We start from the raw sequence: 26300 nt of genomic DNA on the forward strand, positions 1-26300 counted from the left end.
GACGTGTAGTAATTCTATTACGCGCCGGGGACATTCGCCGCACCGGGCAGCAGGTCGGCGCAGGGCTCGGCGTAGCGCACCCGCTCAATGGTGTCGCCCACGAAGTCGATCGACGTGATCGAGGTGAGGGTGCACTCGCGCTGCCGCGGGTCGTGCCACAGCCGGCGGCGCTCCGCGGCGAGCCGTGTGACCCAGATGGGGAGCTGGTGGCTGACCATGATGGCCTCGGCAGGGCGGTCCGAGGTGTCGCCGGCAAGTTCGACGGCGCGGCGGCGCGCGTCCTGCACGCCGGCGAGCACGCGCTCGGCCTGCAAGGCGTAGGGCTCGCCCCACGACGGCCGGAAGGGGTTGACGAGCAGCGGCCAGTAGCGCGGCTGGCGGAGGCGGCTCTTGATCCGTGACATCCCTTCGAACCGGTTCTCCGCCTCGATGATGCGCGGATCGGTGGTGATGGCGAGGCCGAGCGATTCCGCCACCGGCTGCGCCGTCTCCTGCGCGCGGACGAGCGGGGAGGCCACGAGGTGCACGATGTTGGCCCCGGCGCGACGCCGTTCCTCGAAGTGGCCGGCCATCTGGGCGGCCATCCGACGGCCGAGGTCGGAGAGGTGGAATTCGGGGAGTCTGCCGTACAGGACGCCCTCGGGGTTGTAGACCTCACCGTGGCGCACCAGGTGGACGGTTGATCGCTGCATTCCTCCAGTTTCCCGCATGCGCGCGCACTAGGGCGAATCGGCGAAGCGGCGAAGCGGCGAATCGGCGAATCGGCGAATCGGCGAATCGGCGAAGCGGCGAAGCGGTGAACCGTGCCTCGACCCGCTGTGCGGCGCGGTTTGTTGAACATTTGACCGATCCGTGGAATAAATCATGCATACGCATGCTTATCCATGGCGTACACATCGTCCGGCCCACCCTCAGGAGTTCATCATGACCGTTCCCTCCAGCCTCACCGCAGGCACCTGGTCCTTCGACCCCGCGCACAGCGAGGTCGGGTTCAGCGTCCGCCATGCCGGCATCAGCAAGGTGCGCGGGTCCTTCGGCGACGTCGACGCCTCCCTCACCGTGGGATCCTCGCTCGAGGACTCCAGCATCTCCGCGACCATCCGCACCGCCTCCTTCACCTCGGGTGACGCCAACCGCGACGGTCACGTCAAGGGCGCCGACTTCTTCGACGTCGAGGAGTTCCCCGAGATGACCTTCGTCTCCACCTCCCACGAAGGCTCGGGCGAGACCTACCGCATCCACGGCGACCTGACCATCCGCGGTATCACCAAGTCCGTGGTGCTCGACGCCGAGTTCAACGGCGTGGCCGTGGACCCCTTCGGCGCCACCCGCGCAGGCGTCTCCGCTTCCACGAGCATCTCCCGCAAGGACTTCGGCCTCACCTGGAACGCAGCCCTCGAGGCCGGCGGAGTGCTGGTGGGCGACAAGGTGACCATCACCATCGAGGCAGCCTTCGTGGCCCCCGCCGTCGCGACGGTCTGATCCACCCGGTCCGATCCACCGGTCTGATTCACCCAGCTGATTCACCCAGCTGATTCACCGCGGCCCTCGGGCTGCCCGCTCCAGCCGGCGCTGTCCCCGTGACGGCGCCGGCTGTTGCCGTTGGGCCCTGTTCCGGCCGGGAACCGACGAACTACGCTTGCAGTGACCACATCCGCGTCGGGTACGTCCAATGGGGGCACCGGCGCACGGATGACCGCACCGCAGCGCAACGGAGGACGCCGAGATGAGCACGCCACAGGACAACCCAGGAACCGGGCAGGGCGACGGGCCGGCCTGGAACCCGCCCGGAACGAGCGGCAGCCAGACGCCGGCGGGCCAGTACGGCCAGCCAGGGCAGTACGGCCAGCAGGGGCAGCAGGGCCAGGGCCAGTCCGGCTACCAGGCGGCCCAGCCCTACGCCTATCCCGGCGGCGGTGCGCTGCCTCAGCAGGCGGACAGGGGCCCGGCCCCCAAGGAGGTCATGAGGGCCTACTACCTCATCCTGGCCGCCGGCGCCCTGTACCTCGTCTCGTCCGTCATCACCTCGCTGACGACGGAGACGACAGGCCTCCCCGGCGCTTCCGCGGGTGTGGCGTTCGGCCTGGTGTTCGCCGTCGTCTTCACGGCCATCTACGTGGTCCTGGCCATCTTCATCCGGCGCGGCCAGAACTGGGCACGCATCACCGCCACCCTACTGGCGGCACTCGACGTCCTGGCGGTCGCCTCGACCCTGGTGCTCCTGCCGCTCGCGAGCGAGGCGGCCGCGTCGAGCGGCCAGACCATCCCGCCCACCTCCGGGCTCGCGACGGCCCTGAGTGTCGTCGTGATGCTCCTCGGCGTCGCCGGTGTCGTGATGACGTGGCTGAAGCCCGCGCGGCCCTACTTCGTGCCGCAGAAATTGGGTTACTGAGCGGGTAGGGACATGCCGCGGCGGTTCCGCCGCAGCATGATCACTGGGCGCGGGAGACCGGACCGAGGTCCGGCTCCTGCGCCCTCTGCGCGTGATAGGCCAGGATCTGCAGTTCCGTGGCCATGTCCACCTTGCGCAACTGCACGTGCGGCGGCACCTGCAGGACCACGGGCGCGAAGCTGAGGATGCTCGAGATGCCCGCTGCGACGAGCCTGTCGCACAGCTCCTGAGCGACCGCTCCGGGCACGGAGAGCACCGCCATGTTGGTGCGCGTCCTCTCCAGCACCGTCTCGAGGTCGTCGACTGCATTGACTCGGAGGTAGCCGACCTCCGCCCCCACCACGAGCTGGTCGGCGTCGAAGAGCGCCACGATCTCGAAGCCCCGTGACACGAAGCCGGAGTACCCGGCGAGCGCACGGCCGAGATTGCCGGCCCCGATGATGGCCACCCGCCAGTCGAGAGTGAGGCCGAGGGCGAGGGATATCTGGCGGTTGAGGACCTGCACGTCGTAGCCGACCCCCCGGGTGCCGTACGAGCCCAGGTAGGAGAGGTCCTTGCGCAGCATGGGCGAGTTCACTCCGGCCGCGTCCGCCAGTTCCTCCGAGGACACGCGTTCGGTGCCCTCCGCGAGCAGCGCGTTGAGTGCCCGCAGGTAGATGGTGAGGCGGGCCACGGAGGCGGGCGGGATGTGGCGGGCCCCGTCCCCCACGGGGTGGAGGCCTGGTATGTCCGGTGGTGTCACTGTCATCGGCTCCGTTGCTAGCGCCACCGTCCGCGGTGGGCGGGCGGGCCCTCCGGCACCTCGTCGGGGGGCGGAAGTACCCCCACTGTATGCCGCGCGTGCGGGGTCACCAAGCCGGCGGTCGGAACCCCGCGGTCGGGCTCAGGCACCCGGCGACGGGGACAGCAGCCGGCGGAGCCTTGCCTCGTCGATCGACCAGAAATCACGCTGCACGCCGTCGATGAACAGGACCGGCAGTTCCTCGGCGAAGCGCGCCCCGAGCGCGGGTGCCTCGACCACGGAGAGTTCCCGCCAGCCCAGCCCGACGTCGGTCGTCACCCGCGCCACCACCTCCCGCGCGTCCTCGCACAGGTGGCACTCGGGGCGGGTGAGGAGCACGACGCCGGGGCCCGGCATCTCGGCTGGCGTTTCCATCCTCCCACCGTACTGCCGCGCCGCGGAGAGGGTCGGAGAGAGGGCAGGGAAGGGAAGAACTACACTACGAACATGCCGGACGCCGCCCGGGCCACGAAGCCCCTCCCAGAGCACCCGGCACCCCTCAGGGGGGAAGCGGCGTTCTTCGACGTCGACAACACCATGATGCGGGGCGCGAGCCTCTTCCATGTGGCCCGGAAGATGTACCAGCGGAAGGCGTTCACCCTGCGGTTCGCCGCGGGCCTGGCCTGGAAGCAGCTCCGCTTCATCATGCGCGGCGAGACCATGACCGACGTGAACTCGGTGCGGGATGCCGCCCTCGCCTTCGCCATAGGCATCGCCCACGAGGACATCCTGGCGCTCGGCGAGGAGGTCTACGACGAGATGATCGCGTCCAAGATCTGGCCGGGCGCCCGTGCCCTGGCCGAACAGCACCTCTCCTCCGGCCGGCAGGTCTGGCTCGTGACGGGGACACCCGTGGAGGTGGCGGGCGTCATCTCCAGCCGGCTGGGCCTGACGGGCGCCCTCGGGACGGTGGGGGAAGTAGCCGACGGCCTCTACACGGGCAAGCTGGTCGGCGAATTCCTGCACGGCCCGGCCAAGGCGGCAGCCGTCCTGCTCCTCGCGGAACGCGAGAACCTCGACCTCGCACGGTGCTGGGGGTACAGCGACTCGTTCAACGACATCCCGCTGCTGAGCGTCGTCGGCCACCCCGTCGCCATCAACCCGGACAGCAGGCTGCGCCGCCATGCCCGCGCGAACAACTGGCCGGTGTACGACTTCCGCAGCGGCCGCCGCGCCGCCACGTTCGGCCTGCGCGCGGCCACCGTCGCCGGGTCCGTCTACGGGCTGTGGCGCGGCTTCTCACGTTTCCGGAGCCGCTGACCACGTCCCGCCGTCGCGGGGCCCGTCCTGCTCCCGCGTCCTGCCTCGGGAACGGCGACGGCCCGGGAACGACGACGGCCCGGGCCCCTGCCACATGGGCGGGGATCCGGGCCGGTCGGCACGCACCGGCTCTGGGCCGGGCGGCTGGCTACTTCTTGTTGCGGCGCTGGTGACGCGTCTTGCGAAGCAGTTTGCGGTGCTTCTTCTTCGCCATACGCTTGCGGCGCTTCTTGATTACTGAACCCATAGAGTCCTCACAGACTGTCGTGGTGCCAGCGCGGACCGCGGCCTGAAGCCGGTGAGCCAGCACTGGTGGCGGAAGGCACGTGCCTGGTGGCAGCTGCCCTGATGAAGTCAGGCGAGCCGAAAGCCCGCCCAAAACGCTCCTTAACAGCGTACATCCGTTTGGAGAACAGGCCGGACGGCCCGAACTCAGGCGCTCTCGGACTGCCCGTCCACCTGGGCGCCGCGCAGGAAGTTCCCGACGGCGGACTCGGGGACACGGTAGGAGCGGCCGAACTGCACGGCCGGCAGGTCCCCTGCATGGACGAGCCTGTACACGGTCATCTTCGACACGCGCATGAGATCGGCCACCTCCGCGACCGTCAGGAACTGCACATCCGAGAAGGAATTCCCGTCTGCCATCTCACCACTTTTCCTTTGCATGGGCCCGCTCTCCACCTGAGACCGGCATCGAGAAGCTTGCCCCGGGGCGACCCCGTGCGGCGTGTCGCCTTGTAGCAAAAGGATTATCCGTCTAGGGGATCACTCTAGTGGCTGGAGTGACAGATGTGGAAGCTCTTCGTCGACCTCCGCGGCGCCGACACCCCCGGGGCTCCGGGATGATCCTAGGAGGACGGATCGCGACGACGGCGCAGCTGCGAGAGCAGGTCGGCTGCCCGCTCGGCCGCCCGGCCCATGGTCCTGCCGATCTGGGGGCGCGGGATGTCCACCTCCGTGGGCCCCGGTCCTGCGAGGACCGCCGCAGCCAGCACCCCGGCGTCGGCCGGCTCGGGGTCGGCGGCGGCGATCGTCTCCGCGAGGGCTCCGGGCAGCGGACCGGGACGTTCGTGCTGCGCGCCGGGATCAGCCGGCAGGCCGTCCGGGGAACCCTCCTGGTCGAAGCCCGCGAGCCATTCCCGGACGTGGCCGAGCGGTGCGGTCTCCAGCGAGTAGTAGCGCTTCTGGCCCTGGGCCCGCATGGTGACGAGCCCTGCTTCCCGCAGGACCTTCAGGTGCTTGGACACCGTCGGCTGGCTCACCTGCAGTTCGACCACGAGCTCGCCCACCGCCATGTCGCCGTCGCGCAGCTGCCGCAGGATCTGCCGGCGGGTGCCTTCGGCGATGACGGCGAATACATCATCGATTCCCATTCGCCCACCCTAGCGATATATACGCCCTACGGCATCCTGCGGCGGCCGGCGCGTTCAATCGAACCAGGGGTCGAGCCCGTGCAGGGGGAACAGGGCCTTCCGCGTGGCCATCACCGTGCGGTCGAGGTCGTCGTTGGGGTCGTAGCCGACCTCCCATGAACGCCACCACGTGTCGGCCCCGTCGCCCATGAGGTCCGGGGTCTCCACGCCGTGCCGCTCGAGGACGTACTCCCGCCAGGCAGCCGGCACAGGGGTCCTGGGGCCCGTGGACGCCCCCGCCGCCACGGCGACGAGCAGGGCCCAGGACCGCGGGACGACGCTCGCGAGGGCGTACCCGCCCCCGCCCGTCGCGATCCACCGGCCCTCGCACAGGCGGTCCGCGAGCTCCCGGACGGCGAGCATCATGGCGTGCTGGGCGTCGACGCTGACCCGCAGGTTGGTGAGGGGATCCTCCCGGTGGGAGTCGCACCCGTGCTGGCTCACGATGACGTCCGGGGAGAAGGCTGCGGCGAGCTGCGGGACGACGGCGTGGAAGGCCCGAAGGATCGCGGCGTCCCCGGCGGTCGTGGGCAGGGCGACGTTCACCGCGTAGCCCTCCGCGTCCGGTCCCCCCGTCTCTGCCGCGAAGCCCGTGCCCGGGAAGAGGCTCATACCCGTCTCATGGAGCGAGACGGTCATGACACGGCGGTCGTTCCAGAAGATGCTCTGGGTGCCGTCGCCATGATGGGCGTCGACGTCGATGTAGAGGACGCGCTGCGCGCCGCGGTCGAGCAGGCGCTGAACGGCGGCCGCGGCGTCGTTGTAGATGCAGAATCCGCTGGCCCGCGACCGGGCGGCGTGATGCATCCCTCCACCGAAGTTCACTGCCCGGACGGCCCTGCCGTTGAGCACCGCGTCCGCTGCACCGAGGGATCCACCGGCGAGGCGGGCACTGGCCTCGTGCATGCCCGGGAACGCCGGGGTGTCCTCCGTCCCGAGCCCTCGGGCTGCGTCGGAGGCCTCCGGGTTGCGGCTCACGTGCCGGACGGCGCGGATGTAGTCGGGGCTGTGGACCGTCGCGAGGTCCTCGTCGGACGCGACGGACGGGTCGGAGACCACCACACCGTCGAGGTCGAGCAGGCCGCAGTCGCGGACGAGGCGTGCGGTGAGATGCAGCCGCTCGGGGTTCATGGGGTGGCCGCCGCCGAAGTCGTAGGCCAGCATGGATTCGCTCCAGACGACCTGGAGGGGCACTGCTGACCTGGAGTGCATAGACATCCCTGCAAGGGTACGCGATGGGCGATATCCCGACGACGCACCCGGATGGGATGCTTTACTACTGCAAGGACAATCCACCCGCATCGATCGGCCCCAGCGAGGATCGACGCGGGTGGACACGGTGCCGCTTCGGCGGGAGGACCAGTAACGGGGCAGAGCAGGCGTCAATGGTAAGTCAACAGCCACAGTGGCTGGCGGACGATCGACACGGGTACGTCAGGCTGCTGGCCTCGATCCGCGACTTCGTCGACTCCTTCGCGAACAGCTCGCCCGCCCGCCTCGCCCTCTTCATCTTCACCGGCGTCATCCTGTTCTTCACGGTGCTGCTCAGCCTGCCCATGGCGGCCGCCGACGGGCAGGTCACACCCCTCCATGACGCCTTCTTCACCGCGGTGTCGGCGGTCTGCGTCACCGGCCTCACCGTCGTGTCCACCGCCACACACTGGTCCTTCTTCGGCCAGCTGGTGATCCTGCTCGGCATCTTCATCGGCGGCCTGGGCACCCTGACGCTGGCGTCCCTCCTCGCCCTGATCGTGAGCAAGCGCCTCGGCGTCCGCGGCAAGCTGCTGGCGCAGGAGGCACTGAACAACGCCAGCCGCCTGGGAGAGATCGGTACACTGCTGCGGATCGTCATCACCACCTCGGTCGTGATCGAGATCGTGCTCGCCGTCGCCCTGGTGCCCCGTTTCATGATCCTCGGCGAACCGTGGTGGCAGGCGCTCTGGCACGGCGTCTTCTACTCCATCTCCGCCTTCAACAACGCCGGCTTCACTCCGCACAGTGATGGGCTGGTTCCCTACGAGACGGATCTCTGGATCCTGACGCCCCTCATGGTCGGCGTCTTCCTCGGCAGCCTCGGCTTCCCCGTGATCATGGTCCTCGTGCAGGTACGCCACCGCTTCAGCAAGTGGACGCTCCACGCGAAGCTGACCGTGGCGGTCTCGCTGATCCTCCTCGTGGCCGGAACCTTCGCCTGGGGTTTCCTCGAGTGGGAGAACGACCGGACCATCGCGAACCTCAGCGTCGTCGACAAGACCATCCACGCCCTGTTCGCCTCGGTCATGACGCGCTCCGGCGGCTTCAACCTCGTGGACCAGAACGACATGGGCAGCACGACGATGCTCCTGACGGACGCCCTGATGTTCGCCGGCGGCGGCTCCGCATCCACGGCCGGTGGCATCAAGGTCACCACGATCGCGGTCATGTTCCTCGCGATCGTCGCGGAGGCGCGTGGCGACGCCGATGTCCGCGCCTGGGGCCGGACCATTCCCCACGGAGCCATGCGCGTCGCCATCTCGGTCATCTTCATGGGCGCGACGCTTGTGCTGGTCGGCAGCGGCCTCATCCTCGCGATGACCGACGAACCGCTCGACAAGGTGGTCTTCGAAGTCATCTCGGCCTTCGCTACGTGCGGGCTCAGCACGAATCTCAGCGCCGAGCTGCCACCCGAGGGCAAGTACGTCCTGTCCGCCCTGATGTTCGCCGGGCGCATGGGCACCATCACCCTCGCCTCGGCCCTCGCGCTGAGGCAACGCAGCACGTTGTACCGCTACCCCGACGAGAGGCCGATCATTGGCTGAAAGACCCGCCCACAACGCACCCGTCCTCGTGATCGGCCTCGGCCGCTTCGGCGCGGCCACGGCCGAGCAACTGGTCCGGCAGGGCCGCGAGGTCCTGGCGATCGAGCGTGATCCGCAGCTCGTCCAGAAGTTCTCGAGTATCCTCACGCACGTGGTGGAGGCCGACGCGACGAACATCGACGCCCTCCGGCAGCTCGGCGCCCAGGAGTTCTCCGCCGCCGTCGTCGGCGTGGGAACCTCGATCGAATCGAGCGTGCTGATCACCGCGAACCTCGTGGATCTCGGCATCGACCACCTCTGGGTCAAGGCCATCACGCCCTCGCACGGCAAGATCCTCAAGCGCATCGGCGCCAACCATGTGATCTATCCGGAGGCGGACGCCGGGCAGCGGGCTGCGCACCTGGTCGGCGGGCGCATGCTCGACTTCATCGAGTTCGACGACGGCTTCGCGATCGTGAAGATGTACCCGCCGAAGGAGACGCAGGGCTTCACCCTCGCGGAGTCCTCCGTGCGCTCGAAGTACGGCGTCACCGTGGTGGGCGTGAAATCGCCGGGCGAGGACTTCACGTATGCCCGCCCGGACACGAAGGTCTCCGGCCGGGACATGCTGATCGTGTCCGGGCACGTGGACCTGCTCGAGCGCTTTGCCGGCCGGCCCTAGGGTGCCCGGCGCTGCTCCCCGGGCGGACCGCGTGACGGGCTCCGCCGGATCACGCCGGCGTGCACACGACGCAGCTGCCCGGCCACACCCGCTCGTCGGGCCCCTCGGACCGCTCGCACGCCTCGGACCCCTCGGCGCGGCAGTCGTCGCGCTCGCAGGAGCGCTGGTGCTCGCCGTCGTGGTCCTGGCTGCGCAGATCCACGGGCTGGACCTGTCCGTGTACCGGCAGGGTGCACTCGCGCTGCTCGGACGGGCCGGCGACAGCGAGCTGTACGACGACGCGCTCGTGCAGACGGACACGCGCGGGCTGCCCTTCACCTATCCGCCGTTCGCCGCGATCCTCTTCGTCCCGCTCGCGCTGGTGCCGGCGTCCGTGGGGCTCGGGATCGTCACTGCCCTCTCGTGCCTCTGCCTCGTCGGCGTGGCCGTCGTCGTCGTGCGCTACCTGCGTGCGGCGACGCCCACCGGCGCGGTCGCCCCCTGGCGCGCCCCCGCGGCGGTCCTCGCGGCGATGCTGCTCATCGGCATCAGCGGCCCGTGGCGGGAGGGGCTCGGCTTCGGTCAGGTCAACGCGCTCCTGATGGTCCTGATCCTCGCCGACCTGCTGCGGTCCACGCGCCTGCCGTCCGGCGTGCTGATCGGGATCGCCGCCGGCATCAAGCTGACGCCGCTGGCCTTCGGCCTGGTGTTCCTCGCCCGGCGCGACTGGCGGTCGCTGGCATGGATGGCGGCGTCGTTCGGCGGGACGGTGGCCGTCGGGTGGCTCCTGGCGCCCCGGGAGTCGGCGGCCTTCTGGCTCGATGCGCTGTTCGACGCCTCCCGCGTCGGCGCGACGGCGGACCTCTACAACGTCTCGCTCAACTCGATCGTCGCGCAGTCCGGGCTGGCTGCGACCGTGCAGCGTCCCGTCTGGCTTCTCGCGTCCCTGGCGGTGGTCGCCGTCGGCTACGTCGCGATCCGGCGGGCCGGCCGCGACGGCGACACCCTCCGCGCGATCACCGCCAACGCCGTCGTGATGCTCGCGATCTCACCCATCTCGTGGTTCCACCACTGGGTGTGGATCGCACTCGTCCTGCCGGTCGGCTACGTGGTCGCCCGGCAGCACGCCGGCGCCCGACGGACGGTCAGCCACGTGCTGCTCGCCGTCCTGGTGCCCGTGATGATGTTCTCCTCGATCACGGTCACCCTGACGCTCACCGGCACGGTCTCCGGCGAAGGGCCCTTGCCGCTGCGTCTCTTCACGGGCCTCGGCGTGGTGCTGCCGGTCGCCCTGCTGATCATCTGGGCGTCACTGCCCGCACGGTCCACCCGGTCCACCCGGTCCACCTCGTGCGCACGCCCTGTCAGGACGACGGCGGGGCCGCCAACCCGCGCGTGATCTCTGCAGCCCGCGCCGTCGCGGCCCGGGCCCCGTCGGCGATCACGCCCGCCAGCCCCCGTGCCTCGAACGTCTCGATGGCGGCCTGAGTGGTGCCGTTGGGGCTCGTGACGGCCCTGCGGAGGGCTGCGGCGTCAGCGCCCTCCTCGGCGAGCATGAAACCCGCCCCCGCGACCGTCTCCCGGGCGATCAGCGCGGCGAGTTCCGCGTCGAGGCCGAGCTCGACCCCGGCGGCGGCCATCGCCTCGGCCAGGAAGAATGCGTAGGCGGGGCCGGATCCGCTGACGGCCGACAGCACATCCACCTGGTCCTCGGGGATCTCGACGACGGTGCCGGCGGGCCGCAGGAGGTCGCGTGCCTGCTGCATGAGTTCCGGACCGGCGCTGGACCCGGCGGAGATCGAGAGCACTCCCCTGCCGAGCCGCGACGGTGTGTTGGGCATCGACCGGATGACGGGCTGGCCCTCGGGCAGGGCGGCCTCGATCATCGCGAGGGACACCGCGGCGGCGACGCTCACGACGACGGCTGACGGCTTGAGGGCGGCCGCGATCTCCCGGGCCAGCGGCACGATGCCCACGGGCTTCACGCCCAGCACGACGACGTCCGCGTCCTGCACGGCGGTGGCGTTCGCGGCGTCGTCGTCGGCGGTGGCGAGGGCCTTCACGCCGTGGCGCTCCGCCAGCTCCGCGGCGCGGGCGGACCGGCGTACGGTGGCGGTGACCAGCGCCGGGTCGAGGCCGGCGGCCAGGAGCCCGGCGAGGATGGACTCGTTCATCGATCCGCAGCCCAGGAAGGCGATATGCTGCGCGGCTGGAGGTGTCATGGCCCCATCCTGCCACGCGTGCGCCCAGCGTTCTCCCAGCATCCTCGGTGCTCCGGCACAAGGACGGGTCCTACTGTTGGGGATACCTCCTGAGGGTGCGAGTGAGACCGGACGTCCTGATCCGGTCAGGCGCCGGTGGAACCAGATGATCCCCCAACATCTGGACGGTCCATCGGCGCCACCGCTCTTCAACGCTGTTCCACCGGACCCGCCGGTCTCCCGAGCGAGATACCTCAGTGGCGCAGGTGTTCGCGCGCGAAGCGCAGCGTCTCCGCCAGCCACTCCTCGCGCTCCCCCGCGCCGCGCGCGCGGCGGGTGCTCACCTCCACGGCCACCACGCCGTCCCACTCCGACGCCGCGAGGTGGCCGAGGGCCTCGGCACACCGCTGCTCCCCCTGGCCCGGCAGCAGGTGCTCGTCCTTGCCGTTGGGTGTCCCGTCGGTCAGGTGCACGTGCGCCAGCCTGCCGCCGAGCGCGCGGATCTCCTCGTAGGAGTCCATGCCCGCGATCGCGGCGTGCGAGAAGTCCCACGTGATGCGCTCGTAGGGCTCCGGGATGGGGTTCCAGTGCGGCAGGTAGGCCTTCGCCTCGCGGCCCCGGACCTTCCACGGGTACATGTTCTCGACGGCGATCTCGACGCCGTACTCCGCAGCCACCCGCGCGATCCCCTCGGGGAACTCCTCCGCGTAGCCGGTCTGCCAGCGGAAGGGCGGGTGGGTGACCACGGTCCGGGCGCCGACCTCGGCGGCCATGGCCGCGGACAGCTCGATCTTCGTCCAGGCCTTGCCCCACACCTGCTGCGTCAGGAGCAGTGTCGGCGCGTGGATCGCGAAGATCGGCATGCCGTACCGCTCGCTGAGGACGGCGAGCTGGTCCGGGTCCTGGCTCACCGAGTTGTTGGTGACCATGACCTCCACGCCGTCGTAGCCGAGATCCTGCGCGAGTGCGAAGGCGTCATGGACCGCCAGCGGGTACACGGAGGCACTGGACAGGGCCACCGGGATCGCGGGCAGGCCGCCGGCGGTTCCGGCCATGTCAGGCCCCCCTGGGCAGGGACGTACGCCGCATGGAGTCGAGCTGGGCGTGTCCTACCCCGGCCCCCGGCAGCGGTTCCTCGGCGTCGAACATCTTGGCGTCGAAGCGCCGCAGCAGCAGTCCCTCGCGCAGCGCCCAGGGGCAGATGTCCATGGACGGCACCTTGAACAGTTCGAGGGCGCACTCGGCCACGAGGGCACCGGCAAGCAGTTGGGGCGCCCGCAGTTCGGAGACGCCGTCGAGGTTCGTGCGGTCGGCGGCGCTCATCGCGGCGAGCCGCTTGGTCCACAGCGTGAGGTCCCCGAGGCGCAGCTCCCTCCGGACGAACGGCCCGGCGGCCGACGGAGCGGCGCCGGCGATGCGTGCCAGCGACCGGAACGTCTTGGAGGTGCCTGCGACGAGGTGCGGTTCACCGAGGTGCGCGAACTGCGGCACGGCCTCCCGGAGCGTCGCCCTGATGTACCGGCGCAGCTCCTTCACGCTCTTGGCCGACGGCGGGTCGCCCTGCAGCCAGTCCCGGGTGAGCCGGCCGGCGCCGAGCGGCACGGACAGCGCCACCTCCGGGAGCTCGTCCGTACCCATGGCCATCTCGAAGGAGCCACCCCCGATGTCCAGGTTGAGGATGGACTCCGAACCCCAGCCGTACCAGCGGCGGACCGCCTGGAACGTGACAGCGGCCTCCTGGTCGCCCGAGAGCTCCTGGAGGTCGACGCCGGTCTCCTCCCGCACGCGGGCCAGGACCTCGCTGCCGTTCCCGGCCTCGCGGATCGCCGAGGTGCAGAACGCGAGGAAGTCCTCGGCGTCGTGCCCTGCGGCGAAGGCCCGGGCTTCGCGGACGAATCCGACGAGCTCGTCCTGTCCCCTCCGGGAGATCCTGCCCTGCTCGTCGAGGTACGCCACGAGCTGCAGGGGCTTCTTGTGGGACGCGAACGGCACCGGCCGTCCTCCCGGATGGGCATCCACGAGTAGCAGATGGACCGTGTTCGACCCTATGTCCAGCACACCTAGCCGCATTGTTCCCGCGCTTCCAGCTCTACTCCCGCTTGTGTCCAGTGTCCGCGTGCCGCGGGGGGCTACTTGCCCGCCGAGACCTTGCGCTTGGCGGGCGCCCGCCGGGTGGTCTTCTTCGGCGCCGGGCCCTTGGCCCGCTTCTCGGCGAGCATGTCGATCGCCTGCTCACGCGTCAGTTCCTCGATCGCCGTGCTGCCCGGCACCGTGATGTTGGTGATGCCGTCGGTGATGTAGGGGCCGAACCGGCCGTCCTTCACCACGATGGGCTTCTCCGTCACGGGGTCGTCGCCGAACTCGGCGAGCGGAGGGGTGACCGTGCGGCCGCCGCGCTGCTTGGGCTGCTTGTAGATCTCCAGCGCCTGCTCGAGGGTGATCGTGAAGATCTCCTCCTCCGAGCCGATGGACCGCGAATCGCTGCCCTTCTTCAGGTACGGGCCGAAGCGGCCGTTCTGCACCGTGATCTCCTTGCCGTCCTCATCCGTCCCGAGGACGCGCGGCAGGTTCATGAGCTTCAGGGCATCCTCGAGCGTGACGGTGTCCACGGACATCGACTTGAAGAGGGACCCCGTGCGCGGCTTGACCTTCGCAGGCTTCTTCGGGGGCTTCGGCTTGCCGTTCTTGTAGTACTCGACCGGCTGGCTGGCGAGGTCCTCCGCGGTGACCTCGGGGATCAACTCGATCACGTAGGGCCCGTAGCGGCCGTCGCGGGCCACGACGGTGCGCCCCGTCTCGGGGTCGGTGCCCAGCACGCGCTCCTGCGAGGTGGGGGCTTCCATCAGCTCGAGGGCCTTCTCGACGGTCAGCTCGTCGGGTGCGAGGTCCTCGGGCACGTTGGCCCGCTGCGGTTCGGTGCCCTCCGGGGCGTCCGCGGGCAGCGGCTTCTCGAGGTACGGGCCGAACTTGCCCACACGCAGCGTGATGCCCTCGGCGATCTCCACCGAGTTGATGCTGCGGGCATCGATCTCGCCCAGCTCGGAGACGATCGTGTGCAGCCCGGTGTCCTTGCGGTCGCCGTAGTAGAAGCGGTTGAGCCACTCCACGCGGCCCGCTTCACCGCGCGAGATGCGGTCGAGGTCCTCCTCGAGCTCCGCCGTGAAGTCGTAGTCGACGTAGTCGTTGAAGTGCTCCTCGAGCAGGCGCACCACCGAGAACGCGATCCAGCTCGGCACGAGGGCCTGCCCGCGGGCGCTCACGTAGCCGCGATCCATGATCGTGGACATCGTCGCCGCATAGGTCGACGGGCGACCGATGCCGCGCTCGTCGAGCACCTTCACGAGGGATGCCTCGGTGTAGCGCGGGGGCGGCGAGGTCTCGTGGCCGACGGCCTCGATCGCCGTCGCGCCCAGCGGGTCGCCCTTGGCGACCTCGGGCAGGCGCGTGCCCTGCGCGTCGTCGTCCGTGCCGTCCTCGGATCGGCTCGCGTCGCGGCCCTCCTCGTACGCGGCGAGGAAGCCGCGGAACGTGATGACCGTACCGGAGGCGGCGAACTCGGCGTCGCGGCCGTCGGTGCTCCGCGCACCGAGGCGCAGGGACGCCGTCGATCCCTTGGCGTCGGCCATCTGCGAGGCGACGGTGCGCTTCCAGATCAGCTCGTACAGGCGGAACTCGTCGCCGCGGAGGGACTGGGCCACCTGCGCGGGGGTGCGGAACGAGTCGCCCGCGGGGCGGATGGCCTCGTGGGCCTCCTGCGCGTTCTTGGCCTTGCCCTTGTACACGCGGCGCGCCTCGGGGACGTACTCCGGGCCGTACAGCTCGGAGGCCTGCCGGCGGGCAGCGTTGATGGCCTGGTCCGAGAGCGCCGAGGAGTCGGTACGCATGTAGGTGATGTAGCCGTTCTCGTACAGACGCTGCGCCACCTGCATGGTGACCTTCGAGCTGAAGCGCAGCTTGCGGGCCGCCTCCTGCTGCAGGGTGGACGTGGTGAACGGCGCCGCGGGACGGCGCGTGTAGGGCTTGGTCTCGACGGAACGGATCTCGAAGGCGGCGCTCTCCAGACCCGTGGCGAGTGAGCGCGCGGCGTCCTCGTCGAGCCGGACGGCGTTGGCGGCCTTCAGCTCACCACGGTCCGAGAAGTCCTTGCCGGAGGCGATACGGCTACCGTCCACGGCCACGAGCTTGGCCGGGAAGGCGCCGCCCTTGGCGGAGTCCTCGGGCGTGAAGGTGCCGGTGAGGTCCCAGTACGATGCCGCACGGAACGCCATGCGCTCGCGTTCCCGCTCGACGACGAGGCGCGTCGCCACCGACTGGACGCGACCGGCGGACAGGCCGCGGGCCACCTTGCGCCAGAGGACGGGAGAGATCTCGTAGCCGTAGAGGCGGTCGAGGATGCGCCGGGTCTCCTGGGCGTCGACCATGGGGATGTCGACGTCGCGCAGTTCCCCGAGGGCGCGGGTGACGGCTTCCTTGGTGATCTCGCCGAAGGTCAGGCGGTAGACGGGGACCTTCGGCTTCAGGACCTGCAGCAGGTGCCAGGCGATGGCCTCGCCCTCGCGGTCGGCGTCGGTGGCGAGGTAGAGCTCGTCGGCGTCCTTGAGCGCCGCCTTGAGCTCGGCGACGGTCTTCCGCTTCTCGGGGGAGACCACGTAGTACGGCTCGAAGTCCTTGTCGAGGTCCACCGCGAACTTGCCCACGGAGGACTTCTTCAGTTCGGCGGGGAGGTCGGACGGCTGGGGCAGGTCGCGGATGTGCCCCATGGACGCCGCGACCTGGAAACCCTCACCGAGGTAGCCCGAGATGCTCTTGATCTTGCTGGGGGACTCAACGATGACGAGCTTCTTGCCGTGCTTCTTGTCCGTGGCCTTGGTCGGCACTTCTCTCCTATGAATACGGGTGCGATGCCGCGGATCGAACGCGGGCATCCGGTCCGAATGCCGCTGGCCGCGCTCCCCCAGTATGCGTCATGAGTACCTGCACAAGGGTAACCGCTGGTTTCAGGGGGCCGGAATCAGGAACCCCTCGCGGACGAGCTGCTCGACATCCAGGAGCAGTTCCGAGGTGAAGGCCGCGTCGGGACGATCCAGCAGCATCGCCAGCGCGCCGGCGATCTGGCCCGCGGTCAGATCGCCGTCGCACGCGGACACGAAGCCCGCGAGCTCCGTGCTCAACAGGGTGGTGCGGCGCAGCCCGGCCCCCTGCCGCAGCAGGATGACGCCGGGGTGCTCCGCCCCGGGCCGCTGGTGCCGTTCCTCGGTGACGTCATCGGCCACGAGCAGGAACTCGTCGGCGAGCCCGATACCGGATGCGGCCTGCTCGGTGTGCTCGGCGAGCCAGTCCCCGCGTCCGACGGCGGCCGCCAGGTGCGGACCCACCGGCTGCTCGATCTCGTGCGTGATCTCCTCGAGCGCCACGCGGACGAGGTCGCTCGGCTTCCGGGGGCGCCGTAGCCACACCGACCCGAACCCGATGCCCTCGACGTCCCGGGAGGCGAAGTCCGCGAGGTAGTCGGCGAAGCTCCGCAGATAGGCGTCGCGGTCCCGGTTCTCGGCGGCGTCCCGCAGCCACGTCTCCGCGTACTGCACGGGCGTCAACTGCTCGCGCTGGATGATCCATGCGTCGACGCCGGGCGGCACGAAGCCGCGGATCCGCCGCTCCCAACCGGTGCCCTCGGTGATCTCCCAGTTACCGAGCAGCTGCGCCGCCCCACCCGGCGTGAGGATGCCGGGCAGCTCCCGGACCAGGGTCTCCACGATGGCGTCCCCGGCGAGGCCGCCGTCGCGGTAGGTGTAGGACTCGGCCGGGTCACCCGTGCGCGGGGTGATCACGAAGGGAGGGTTGGACACCACGAGGTCGAACCGCTCCCCCTCGACCGGCTCGAGCAGACTGCCGAGCCGCAGGCTGACCCGCTCGCCGGTTCGTTGCGCGTCGAGGCCGAGGGCCGGGGCGTTCAGCAGGAGGTTGAAGCGCGCGAAGGCGAGCGCACGCACGGAGATGTCGGTCAGGGTGACATGGCGTGCGTGCGACAGGAGGTGGAAGGCCTGGATGCCGCAGCCCGTGCCGAGGTCGAGCGCGCGGTCCACGGGTGCCCTCATCACGGCCTGCGCCAGGGTCAGCGACGCACCGCCGATCCCCAGGACGTGGTCGTGGGGCAGCGGCCCCGGGCGCTGCTCGGAGCCGAGATCGCTCGCCACCCAGAGATTGCCGCCGACGTCGGAGGCGTAGGGGCGGAGCTCGACGGCGGCACGCCAGGAGCGCAGAACCAAGGGCTCGATGAGCCTGAGCCCTTCGAGGCCTGCGACGCCGATGGTGGGGAAAGCTTTCGCGAGGTCGTCCTCGGCCACGGTCTCACCCAGGAGCCACAGCAGCACGGGGACGGCATGGCCGCCGCCGCCGGTCCCGAGGAGGCGCCGACCCTCCAGCAGCGCCGGCGCGGGCTGGTTGCGGCCGAGCGCCGCGTAGGCGGCGCTGCCGAGAAGCGCCTCGACGCCGTCGACCGTGTAGTCGAGCGCTGTCAGGTCGGCCGCGAGCGCCTCGAGCGCCGCGAGGTCGTGGCTGGACGGCGCCGAGGCGACGTCGTCGTCGAACTCCTCGCGGGCGGTGGCCGCCGGCATCAGGCGGCGCCCGCTGCCGTCGCCTCGGCCTCGTCCGGTTCGCAGCCCTGCGGGCAGCGCAGCGTGACGGGGTCGGCGGCACATCCTGCGCAGTACAGGGTGAGGTTGCGGCAGGCGGGGTTGGAGCAGTTCTCGAAGGCGCTCGTGGGCGCGTGGCACCGCACGCACTTGCCGAGGGTGACGGCGTCGTCGCTGAACTCCAGGTGCATGCGCCTGTCGAACACGTAGAGGGACCCCTCCCACAGCCCGCCGTCGCGGTACTTCTCGCCGTAGCGGACGATCCCGCCGTCGAGCTGGTAGACCTCCTGGAAGCCGCGGTTCACCATCAGGCTGGAGAGCACCTCGCACCGGATCCCACCGGTGCAGTAGGTGACCACGGGCTTGTCCTTGAGGTCGTCGTACCGGCCGGAATCGAGTTCGCGCACGAAGTCGTGGGTGGTCCGCACGTCGGGCACGACGGCGCCCCTGAACCGTCCGATCTGCGCCTCGAGGGCATTCCGGCCGTCGAAGAAGACGACCTCCTCCCCCGCCGCACGCTTGGCGTCGACCAGCGCGTGCAGTTCCTCGGGCGCCAGGTGCGTGCCGCCACCCACCACGCCGTTCTCGTCGACCTTCAGTTCACCGGGCGCGCCGAAGGACACGATCTCGTCGCGGACCTTGACGCTCAGGCGCGGGAAGTCGTCGGCACCGCCGTCGGACCACTTGATCTCCATGCCCTTGAAGGCCGGGTACTCGCGCGTGGTCTTCACGTACTGCTTCACCGCACCGATCTCGCCGCCGACGGTGCCGTTGATGCCGTCCTTGGAGATGAGGATCCTTCCGCGCAACCCCCACTTCTCGCAGAGGGCGCGCTGCCACAGCCGGATGGCTTCGGGATCGGGCAGGGGCGCAAAGGCGTAATACAGGGCAATACGGTTCATCGACACGTTTTAAAGCCTACTTTGCGTCTCGAAACCGTCACCCTCACGGCCGACTATGTGCATCCTCCCCGCCGGGAACTAGGGTTCAGCACATGGGCGCAGAAGCAGACAGGAAACTCCTCCGGACCTGGATCACCGGGTGGTCCGCGTGCAGGGGCTACGAACCGCACGACGACGGCCGCACCATCTCCGTGCTCCTGACGGACCAGCAGAACCAGACGGAACACTTCCTCTTCGAGCCCACCGACGAGCAGCTGCTCGACGTGGCGTCGGAGATCCGGGAGGACCCCCTGCGGCTGCTGACCGTCGTCACCAACCGGATGCAGGCCCTGATCGACGCCGTCGGGCCGCTCGGCATGCGCGTGACCGACCGCCAGCAGTCGCTGATGCGCGTGGACATGGGCGGACAGGACGTCGAGGATCCGCGGCCCCCCGGCGACGGTTTCGCCCTGGAGCGCACCCGCGAGGGAGCCTGCCGCCGCGTCACGGTCCGCTCCGACGGCGTCCTGGCGGCCCGCGGGTCGGTCTCGGTGGTGGGCGAGTACGCGGTCTACGACCGCATCGTCACCGAGCAACTCTTCCGGCGCCGTGGGCTGGCCAGCTACGTGATGCGCGATCTCACCGCAGCGGTGCTGGAGGATGACGTCACCGCAGGCCTGCTCATGGCATCCGCCGATGGGCGGGCACTGTACGAGTTCCTCGGCTGGCAGTACCTGGCCGACGTGTTCGTCATCAGAGGATAACGGCCGTTTCCGCCGTCCCCCCGCGTGTGCCGGTGCGATGATTGCGGCGTGGCTGCGCACTCCCTCATTCCCCTGCTCGGGGGTGGTCCCGACCCTGAGCAGCTGCTGCATGTCCGGGAGATCCCCGCGCGGGACGCCGAGCACGCCCCGTGGCCGGAGTGGGCCCACCCCGACGTCGTCTCCGCGTTCACCCTGCGCGGCGTCCGCGAGCCCTGGCGCCACCAGGTGGAGGGTGCCGCCTCCGCCCACGACGGAGCGCACACCATCATCGCCACGGGTACCGCGTCCGGGAAGTCGCTCTGCTACCAGCTGCCGGTGCTCGACGAGATCCACCGCAGCGAACTGGCGAACCGGGTCACGCTGGCCCCGAACGGATCGGTGGCCCTCTACCTCGCGCCCACGAAGGCGCTGGCCGCCGATCAGCTCTCGGCCATCAATGCACTGAAGCTGCCCACCGTCCGGGCCGAGACGTACGACGGTGACACGGAATCAGGCGCTCGGCGCTGGATCCGCGACCACGCCAACCTGATCCTCGCGAACCCCGACATGCTCCATTACGGCATCCTGCCGAACCACACGTGGTGGGCGCGGTTCTTCCGCCGGCTCAAGTACGTGATCATCGACGAGGCGCACAGCTACCGGGGGGTGTTCGGATCCCACGTCGCGAACCTCCTGCGGCGTCTGCGCAGGATCTGCGCGAGCTACGGGGCGCATCCCGTGTTCATCGGGGCGTCGGCGACCTCGGCGGCGCCCGCCGCGTCCTTCAGCAGGCTGATCGGCGCTCCCGCGCGGGCCGTCGACGAGGACTGCTCACCGCACGGTTCCACGACGGTGGCCTTCTGGGAGCCGCAGCTCACCGGGTTGAAGGGCGAGAACGGCGCGCCCTCCCGGCGGACCGTCATCGCCGAGACGTCCGACCTGCTCGCGAACCTGGTCTCCGCCCGGGTGAGGACCATCGCGTTCATCAAGTCCCGGCGCGGGGCGGAGAGCATCGCGCAGACCAGCCGGCGGATGCTCGAGGACGTGCACCCGAACCTGCCGCACCGCATCGCGGCCTACCGTTCGGGCTATCTCCCCGAGGAGCGACGAGCGCTCGAGTCGTCGCTGCGCAGCGGCGAGCTGCTGGGAGTGGCGAGCACCTCCGCCCTGGAACTCGGGATCGACATCTCCGGCCTCGACGCCGTCCTCGTGGCCGGCTGGCCGGGAACCCGCGCGTCCCTCATGCAGCAGATCGGCAGGGCGGGGCGGTCCGGCCAGGACGCCATCGCCGCGTTCGTCGCCAGCGACGATCCCCTGGACACCTATCTCGTGCACCATCCGGAGGCCGTGTTCGACCTCGCCGTCGAGGCCACGGTGTTCGACCCTTCCAATCCCTACGTGCTCGGACCGCACCTGTGCGCCGCAGCGGCCGAGCTCCCCCTCACGGGAGCGGACCTCGAACTCTTCGGGGCGACGTCGGAGGCCCTGCTCGGCACCCTGTGCGAGCAGGGTTTCCTGCGGCGACGGCCCGCGGGCTGGTTCTGGACCCACCCCCAGAGTGCGGCGGCGATGGTCAACCTCCGGGCCGACGGCGGCGGCCCGATCAACATCGTCGACGCTGACTCCGGCGCCCTGCTGGGGACCATGGACTCGCCGCAGAGCCATTACCAGGCGCACCCGGGTGCGGTGTACGTGCACCAGGGCCGGACGTTCGTGGTGCAGGAGCTCAACGAGCAGGACCACTGCGCGGTGGTGTCCCGCGCCCATCCCGACTACTACACGCAGGCGCGGGACGTCACGCAGATCGAGGTGATCGGGCGCGATGTCAGCGTCCTGTGGGGCGGCGTTCTCGCGAACTTCGGCGATGTGAAGGTCACCACCCAGGTGGTGTCCTTCCAGCGCAAGGCGTTTTCCTCCAACGAGATCCTGGGGGAGGAACCCCTCGAGCTCGAGGCCCGTGACCTGTTCACGAAGAGCGTGTGGTTCGAGATCAGCCCCGAGCTGCTCGAGGCAGAGGGCATCCTCGCGGAGGAGCTCCCCGGAGCGCTCCATGCCGCCGAGCACGCCGCGATCGGGCTGCTGCCGCTGGTGGCCTCGAGCGACCGGTGGGACATCGGAGGTGTGTCGACGGCGCTGCACGCCGACACGGGCCTGCCCACCATCTTCGTGTACGACGGGCACCCCGGCGGAGCGGGCTTCGCCGAGCGCGGATTCGAAGCCGCCCGCACCTGGCTGTCGGCGACTCGAGACGCCATCGAGGCGTGCGAGTGCGAGTCCGGCTGCCCCTCGTGCGTGCAGTCCCCGAAGTGCGGCAACAGGAACAATCCGCTGAGCAAGGGCGGTGCCGTGGCCGTGCTGTCCCTCATCCTCACCCAGGCCGCGGGTGCCGCCGGCGGGGTGGCCACCTCGAGTGCGGAGGGCCCCACGACGGCGTAGGTGCGTCGGTGGGCGAGGTTCGGGCATGGCTCCTCAGGGAACAGTTGATCACCTCTGCCCGGCTCATGGTCCCCGGATGTCGTCGCAGTAGCAGAGCGATCGGGTCGAGTAGCTCGACGGCCTCGTTCAGTAGCCGCCTCCGCGGATCGCGTAGGTACCTCTGTGGTGCTCGACGCTACCGCGGCCTTAGATGGAAACCACGGACTCGATGAACTGGGCAGGGCATTGTGATCACTTTGGATATGGCGAAGGAAGCACGCTTGTCAGGCGGCCCTTCGGTGGAGTGCGGCGACGTATCGCGGCTGACCATTTCAGTGCTGGGGCCGCTGACGGTTCGACGCGGTGAGACGCAGGTCACTGCCGGCGAGCTCGGTGGCCCGAAACCGCGCCAACTGCTCGAGATCTTTCTCCTCAACTTCGGTTCGGCCGTGTCCAAGACCCGGATCATGGATTTGTTGTGGAACGACAAGCATCCCGCGGTGGCATTGCCCACCCTGGAGAGCTACGTCAGCGTTCTACGGCGCAGCCTTCAGCCGGGCGCCGGCCGAATGGGCCCCCTACGCACCGTTTCGAGCGGGTACGTAATGGATCGCTCGCTGGTCGACCTCGATCTGGACCGATTCGAAGCGGCGACGAAGCAGGCGGAGTCCGCTCCGCCGCATGCAGCGCTCGAATTGCTGAGTGAAGCACTGGACCTTGCTTCCGCTCCGCTGTTGGGCGACGAGGTCCTGCCGACCTGGGCCGAAGAGGAGCGGGTCTTCCACGCCGAGCGGGTTCGTCTCGCCCGGGTTCTGGCTGCCGAAGCAGCAATCCAGGTAGGGGAGGTCGGCAGGGCTACCGCGTGGGGTGAGGTTGCGATCCGGGAGGACCCTTTGAACGAGAGGGCTTGGATGGCCCTGATACTGGGACTCGAGGGCCAGGGAGAAACCACCGCGGCGCTGCGCACTTTCGATCGCTGCCGAAGGGTCCTGGACGATGAACTGGGGTGTGCTCCGAGTGCGCGACTTCAGGAGGCACACGCCCGGTTGCTGGCTACGACTGCTCCGAGTCGTGAGACGGGCTTCCGGAACTCCCAGACCACCCGGGCCGACAACGGGTTCTGGGATTCTGCTGCACCCAGGCAGGAGAGCGAGCGCCTGAACATCCTGATCGTCGATGACCACACCACTTTCTCGGACCTCCTGGCCGGAGCGTTGGACAGGGAACCCGATTTCCGGAGTGTCGGCGCCGCGAAGACGGTGGACGAAGCCGCCATGATGTTCCACGAACTGCGGCCCGATGTGGTCGTCATGGATTTGTACCTTGCTGACGGATCAGGACTCAACGCGGCCGAGCGCATACTCTCCGAAGCTCCTGAGGCGCGGATCGTCATGCTTACGGGCAACCCGTCCCAAGAGGCACTGCGCGAAGCGGCACGCATGGGAATCTGCGGGTTCCTTCCCAAGGACGGCGCTCTGGGAGTCACGCTGGACACTTTGAGGCACGCCCGCCCGGGGAACATGATCGTTCACCCCTCGCTGGTAGCGAGGCTCGGAACCACGGCTGGACCCTCACCGGTTCCGACCGAAGCCTGACCAGGCACAGCCATCGTGGACGCACCTCCAGCGGGCGCTCCAGCTGATGACTCACCTGTTCGAGGAGTCGCCGAACGACGTGAGGTCCGATCAGCTGTCCTACGGTTCCTCACGGCTGGATTCCTTGCCCTCATTCTCGTCGCGACGCCGGTCGCTTTCTGGGTGCGGGCGGAAGCGGAGCGGCATGCCCTCGCCAATGCCCGAGACATCACCCAGCGGTTGGCCGACAACGTCGTCGCACCGCTGATCACGAAGGAACTCCTGGCTCGCGACCCCGCAGCCCTGCAATTGCTCGATCAGCGATTGGCGCCGTGGCTGAGAAGCGGCAGCCTCTTGAGGATCAAGGTGTGGGATGAAGACGGTCAGGTGGTCTACTCGGACATGGGATCGCTCATCGGACAGAATTTCGGACAGAGTGAGTGGGCGCGCCTGCTCCTCGAGGGCGGACAAGGAACAGCAACGCTGGAGTACCAGACGGCAGACGAGAACGAATTCGAGGCGGGATCCGGCGAACTCGTGGAGGTTTATGTCCGCTCCACCTCCCAGAACGGGTCGCCGATGATCTTCGAAACCTATTCCTCCGGGGACGTGGTGCGCCATGAACAGAACGCCGTCCTGTTGGGCATGATCCCTCCGATGGTGCTGTCATTGGGAGTCCTGCAACTGGCGCAACTCGTGCCGGCCGTTCGTCTGGCCCGCAGGATCCAGGTGCATCAGGCCACACGCAACGCCTTACTGCGTTGTGCAATAGAGGCGTCGGACCATGAGCGGCGGCAGATTGCCAGTGAGCTCCACGACGAAGTCATCCAGGACCTGTCCGGGCTGGCGTACGCCCTGGAGTCGGAGGAACGCTGTGGCGCGTCCGAGCTCCGCCCGGTGTTCACCCATGCGCGAACGATGCTGCAGCACGATGTCCGGAAACTACGTGCCATGACCAGTGAGCTCTACCCTCCGGATCTCGAGGAACTGGGGCTGGAGGCCTCTCTCCTACGGCTTGAGACGTTCCTGGTAGAGCGCGGAATCGCCTTCAGCATCCACATCCCGAACACTTTCGCCCTGGATCGGGAACAGGCCGTTCTGGTCTATCGTGTAGCGCGCGAGGCACTGGTCAACGCCGCCAAACACTCCTCAGCACAATCAGTGGAGATACACATCCGGCAATCCGGCCAGCAGACGCAGATCACGGTGTCTGATGATGGCGTCGGCTTCGATGCGACAGCGACCGGGCCTGAAGGCCACTTCGGCCTGAGAATTCTGGGGGACACTATCCGGCAGGCCGGAGGCTCCCTCAGTATCAGCTCCGCACCGGGACACGGAACATCGATTGCGGCCACGTTCAAGGTGTCCACCCCCACCGTGCGCTGGTCCGGAAAGCACTCGTCGAGATCCTCGGTGAAGGACATCGACGCGTTGAAGGCCCTGTGATCTTGAAGGCCCTGTGATTTTGTCGGCCGTCGTGCTTCGTGCTCAACCCTGAGGCCCGCAGGTCTGGAACTCCGTGCTTCCGCCCGAGGTGACCGTCAACCGGACGGTGAGTGGGTTGTGGGTCATCGGGGTCTCGTGGGTCGGCAAGGTGAACCAGGGCGCCGGGCCAGCCGATCGTCACGACCATGGGGGTACAGGTCAGACCTGTACCGACAATCCGTCGGACACCGAGTAGCGCAAGAACGGCTGCTGAGGACTGCGGGTGGCACCTCCGGGTCGGGCCGGCGACCGGGCCCGACGCACCCGGGTAGGTCTGCATCCGGGGCGGGACCACCCCGCTCACGGCGGTGGTCCCGCCTTCGCCACGCCGAAGGCGTCGGGCAGCAGACCGGAGCTGCTGACCGACACGCGGATCATGACCGTCCCGGAACCCGTGACGCCGATCGAGCACTCCTGCACGGCCGCCCCGTGCCGTTGCGCCACCGCCTCGGCGGCCGAGCAGGGGTCCCCGGTGGTGAGCCCTCGTGCCGCATCGGCGGCGGCCAGGGCCGCGAGGTCGGCGGCCGTCGCCGCTTTCGACGCCGCCGTCGCCGCCTGCAGCAGGAGGGCCGCCGATGCGATCAGGATGAGTGCCAGCAGCGCGAGTCCTGCCATCAGGACCGTCCCGGCACCGCTCTCGGCGTCGAGGTCCTGCCACCCGGCGCGTGCTCCCGGCTGCCTACTCACGGTGTTCTTCCTTCCCTGATGCCGAGGCATGCAGCTCGAGGCCCATCAGGCCGATGAACGGCCCCTCGACCCGCGATCGCACCTCGACGGTCGCCCAGCCCGATCCTGATTCGACCCGCGCCCGTGCGTTGTGCCCGGCGAGGCGCTGCACCGTCTCGGCCACTGACGCACTGCTCTCACCCCGCATGACCTCCCGGGCGCCGGCACGTGCCGCTTCCTCCAGCCGCAGTTGGACCGTCCCCACATGAGCCGTGCCCACCAGGAGGGCGAGCAGGACGACCAGGGCGGGCAGCACGACGGCGACCTCGGCGGTGACCGAGCCCCGCTGCGCCCGCTCCGGACGGTGGGTCCACAACCGGCGTCTGGACGACCGACCCGCCGACGATCGGCTCGTCGATG

General features: G+C 69.4%; 25 protein-coding genes. 10 read left to right on the plus strand and 15 right to left on the minus strand.

The window, feature by feature from the left end; translation table 11 throughout:
- Positions 1–17: 17 nt before the first annotated feature.
- Positions 18–692, minus strand: a complete 675-nt coding sequence (locus AC4D2C_RS09700; RefSeq protein ID WP_490914439.1) for a histidine phosphatase family protein — start codon at positions 690–692, stop codon at positions 18–20.
- A gap of 232 nt (positions 693–924) precedes the next feature.
- On the opposite strand from AC4D2C_RS09700, the gene AC4D2C_RS09705 reads away from it, so the two are divergent.
- Together AC4D2C_RS09705 and AC4D2C_RS09710 are read left to right on the plus strand one after the other, a co-directional pair.
- A complete protein-coding gene (locus AC4D2C_RS09705) occupies positions 925–1482 on the plus strand; it encodes a YceI family protein (protein ID WP_490914440.1) in 558 nt (185 codons plus the stop codon).
- 244 nt (positions 1483–1726) lie between these two features.
- The gene (locus tag AC4D2C_RS09710; protein WP_490914441.1) at positions 1727–2392 is read left to right on the plus strand and encodes a hypothetical protein; all 666 of its coding nucleotides are present in this window, start codon (positions 1727–1729) and stop codon (positions 2390–2392) included.
- Positions 2393–2432: 40 nt separating this feature from the next.
- On the opposite strand, the gene AC4D2C_RS09715 is transcribed toward AC4D2C_RS09710, so the two are convergent.
- Both AC4D2C_RS09715 and AC4D2C_RS09720 read right to left on the minus strand, forming a co-directional pair.
- Complete coding sequence (locus AC4D2C_RS09715) at positions 2433–3140, minus strand: redox-sensing transcriptional repressor Rex (RefSeq protein WP_490914442.1); 708 nt, start codon at positions 3138–3140, stop codon at positions 2433–2435.
- Between the two features lie 135 nt (positions 3141–3275).
- Complete coding sequence (locus tag AC4D2C_RS09720; protein ID WP_490914809.1) at positions 3276–3530, minus strand: glutaredoxin family protein; 255 nt, start codon at positions 3528–3530, stop codon at positions 3276–3278.
- 90 nt (positions 3531–3620) lie between these two features.
- Here AC4D2C_RS09720 and AC4D2C_RS09725 point away from each other — a divergent pair, with 90 nt between their 5' ends.
- Positions 3621–4433, plus strand: a complete 813-nt coding sequence (locus AC4D2C_RS09725; protein ID WP_490906868.1) for an HAD family hydrolase — start codon at positions 3621–3623, stop codon at positions 4431–4433.
- Positions 4434–4581: 148 nt separating this feature from the next.
- Here the strand turns inward: AC4D2C_RS09725 and AC4D2C_RS09730 are convergent, their stop codons facing one another.
- The 4 genes from AC4D2C_RS09730 to AC4D2C_RS09745 all read right to left on the minus strand — a co-directional run bounded on the left by AC4D2C_RS09730 (position 4582) and on the right by AC4D2C_RS09745 (position 7057).
- Complete coding sequence (locus tag AC4D2C_RS09730; RefSeq protein WP_003792170.1) at positions 4582–4680, minus strand: 30S ribosomal protein bS22; 99 nt, start codon at positions 4678–4680, stop codon at positions 4582–4584.
- Between the two features lie 185 nt (positions 4681–4865).
- Positions 4866–5078: a helix-turn-helix domain-containing protein gene (locus AC4D2C_RS09735; protein ID WP_490906867.1), complete on the minus strand. Its 213-nt coding sequence runs from the start codon at positions 5076–5078 to the stop codon at positions 4866–4868.
- A 203-nt stretch (positions 5079–5281) separates the two neighbouring features.
- Positions 5282–5806 carry an ArsR/SmtB family transcription factor gene (locus tag AC4D2C_RS09740; RefSeq protein WP_490906865.1) on the minus strand — a complete coding sequence of 175 codons (525 nt, stop codon included), beginning with the start codon at positions 5804–5806 and terminating at the stop codon, positions 5282–5284.
- Positions 5807–5860: 54 nt separating this feature from the next.
- Entirely contained in the window at positions 5861–7057 is a 1197-nt protein-coding gene (locus AC4D2C_RS09745; RefSeq protein ID WP_490914443.1) for an acetoin utilization protein AcuC, read from the minus strand.
- Positions 7058–7230: 173 nt separating this feature from the next.
- On the opposite strand from AC4D2C_RS09745, the gene AC4D2C_RS09750 reads away from it, so the two are divergent.
- The 3 genes from AC4D2C_RS09750 to AC4D2C_RS09760 are packed head-to-tail and all read left to right on the plus strand — an operon-like array spanning position 7231 to position 10682.
- Complete coding sequence (locus AC4D2C_RS09750; RefSeq protein WP_490914445.1) at positions 7231–8643, plus strand: TrkH family potassium uptake protein; 1413 nt, start codon at positions 7231–7233, stop codon at positions 8641–8643.
- Positions 8636–9304, plus strand: a complete 669-nt coding sequence (locus AC4D2C_RS09755) for a potassium channel family protein (RefSeq protein ID WP_104116380.1) — start codon at positions 8636–8638, stop codon at positions 9302–9304. Before AC4D2C_RS09750 ends, AC4D2C_RS09755 begins: the two co-directional genes overlap by 8 nt.
- 31 nt (positions 9305–9335) lie before the next feature.
- Positions 9336–10682 (plus strand): glycosyltransferase 87 family protein, encoded by a 1347-nt coding sequence (locus tag AC4D2C_RS09760; RefSeq protein ID WP_490914446.1) that lies wholly within the window; start codon positions 9336–9338, stop codon positions 10680–10682.
- On the opposite strand, the gene proC is transcribed toward AC4D2C_RS09760, so the two are convergent.
- The 6 genes from proC to trhO form a co-directional block, all read right to left on the minus strand.
- Positions 10648–11505, minus strand: coding sequence for a pyrroline-5-carboxylate reductase (gene proC, locus AC4D2C_RS09765; protein WP_490914448.1), 858 nt, complete (start codon positions 11503–11505; stop codon positions 10648–10650). The two genes, AC4D2C_RS09760 and proC, sit on opposite strands and share 35 nt — an antisense overlap.
- Positions 11506–11738: 233 nt before the next feature.
- Positions 11739–12539 carry a sugar phosphate isomerase/epimerase family protein gene (locus AC4D2C_RS09770; protein WP_490906860.1) on the minus strand — a complete coding sequence of 267 codons (801 nt, stop codon included), beginning with the start codon at positions 12537–12539 and terminating at the stop codon, positions 11739–11741.
- A 1-nt stretch (position 12540) separates the two neighbouring features.
- Positions 12541–13554 carry a Ppx/GppA phosphatase family protein gene (locus AC4D2C_RS09775; protein ID WP_490914449.1) on the minus strand — a complete coding sequence of 338 codons (1014 nt, stop codon included), beginning with the start codon at positions 13552–13554 and terminating at the stop codon, positions 12541–12543.
- 59 nt (positions 13555–13613) lie between these two features.
- Positions 13614–16361, minus strand: coding sequence for a type I DNA topoisomerase (gene topA / locus AC4D2C_RS09780; RefSeq protein WP_490914451.1), 2748 nt, complete (start codon positions 16359–16361; stop codon positions 13614–13616).
- A gap of 120 nt (positions 16362–16481) precedes the next feature.
- Entirely contained in the window at positions 16482–18098 is a 1617-nt protein-coding gene (locus AC4D2C_RS09785; RefSeq protein WP_490914453.1) for a DUF7059 domain-containing protein, read from the minus strand.
- A complete protein-coding gene (gene trhO, locus AC4D2C_RS09790; RefSeq protein ID WP_490914455.1) occupies positions 18098–19024 on the minus strand; it encodes an oxygen-dependent tRNA uridine(34) hydroxylase TrhO in 927 nt (308 codons plus the stop codon). Before trhO ends, AC4D2C_RS09785 begins: the two co-directional genes overlap by 1 nt.
- A gap of 86 nt (positions 19025–19110) precedes the next feature.
- On the opposite strand from trhO, the gene AC4D2C_RS09795 reads away from it, so the two are divergent.
- From AC4D2C_RS09795 to AC4D2C_RS09810, 4 genes are all read left to right on the plus strand, one after another.
- The gene (locus tag AC4D2C_RS09795) at positions 19111–19761 is read left to right on the plus strand and encodes a GNAT family N-acetyltransferase (RefSeq protein WP_490914456.1); all 651 of its coding nucleotides are present in this window, start codon (positions 19111–19113) and stop codon (positions 19759–19761) included.
- A gap of 48 nt (positions 19762–19809) precedes the next feature.
- Positions 19810–22176, plus strand: coding sequence for a DEAD/DEAH box helicase (locus tag AC4D2C_RS09800; protein WP_490914458.1), 2367 nt, complete (start codon positions 19810–19812; stop codon positions 22174–22176).
- A 242-nt stretch (positions 22177–22418) separates the two neighbouring features.
- Positions 22419–23750, plus strand: coding sequence for a BTAD domain-containing putative transcriptional regulator (locus AC4D2C_RS09805; protein WP_490914460.1), 1332 nt, complete (start codon positions 22419–22421; stop codon positions 23748–23750).
- 15 nt (positions 23751–23765) lie between these two features.
- Complete coding sequence (locus AC4D2C_RS09810) at positions 23766–25175, plus strand: sensor histidine kinase (protein WP_490914461.1); 1410 nt, start codon at positions 23766–23768, stop codon at positions 25173–25175.
- Between the two features lie 339 nt (positions 25176–25514).
- Here AC4D2C_RS09810 and AC4D2C_RS09815 read toward each other — a convergent pair whose 3' ends face one another.
- Both AC4D2C_RS09815 and AC4D2C_RS09820 read right to left on the minus strand, forming a co-directional pair.
- Positions 25515–25901, minus strand: a complete 387-nt coding sequence (locus tag AC4D2C_RS09815) for an Rv3654c family TadE-like protein (RefSeq protein ID WP_490914462.1) — start codon at positions 25899–25901, stop codon at positions 25515–25517.
- Positions 25894–26256 carry a TadE family type IV pilus minor pilin gene (locus AC4D2C_RS09820; protein ID WP_490914463.1) on the minus strand — a complete coding sequence of 121 codons (363 nt, stop codon included), beginning with the start codon at positions 26254–26256 and terminating at the stop codon, positions 25894–25896. Before AC4D2C_RS09820 ends, AC4D2C_RS09815 begins: the two co-directional genes overlap by 8 nt.
- Between the last annotated feature and the right edge of the window lie 44 nt (positions 26257–26300).

The organism is Arthrobacter sp. TJ-240, from assembly GCF_058269195.1.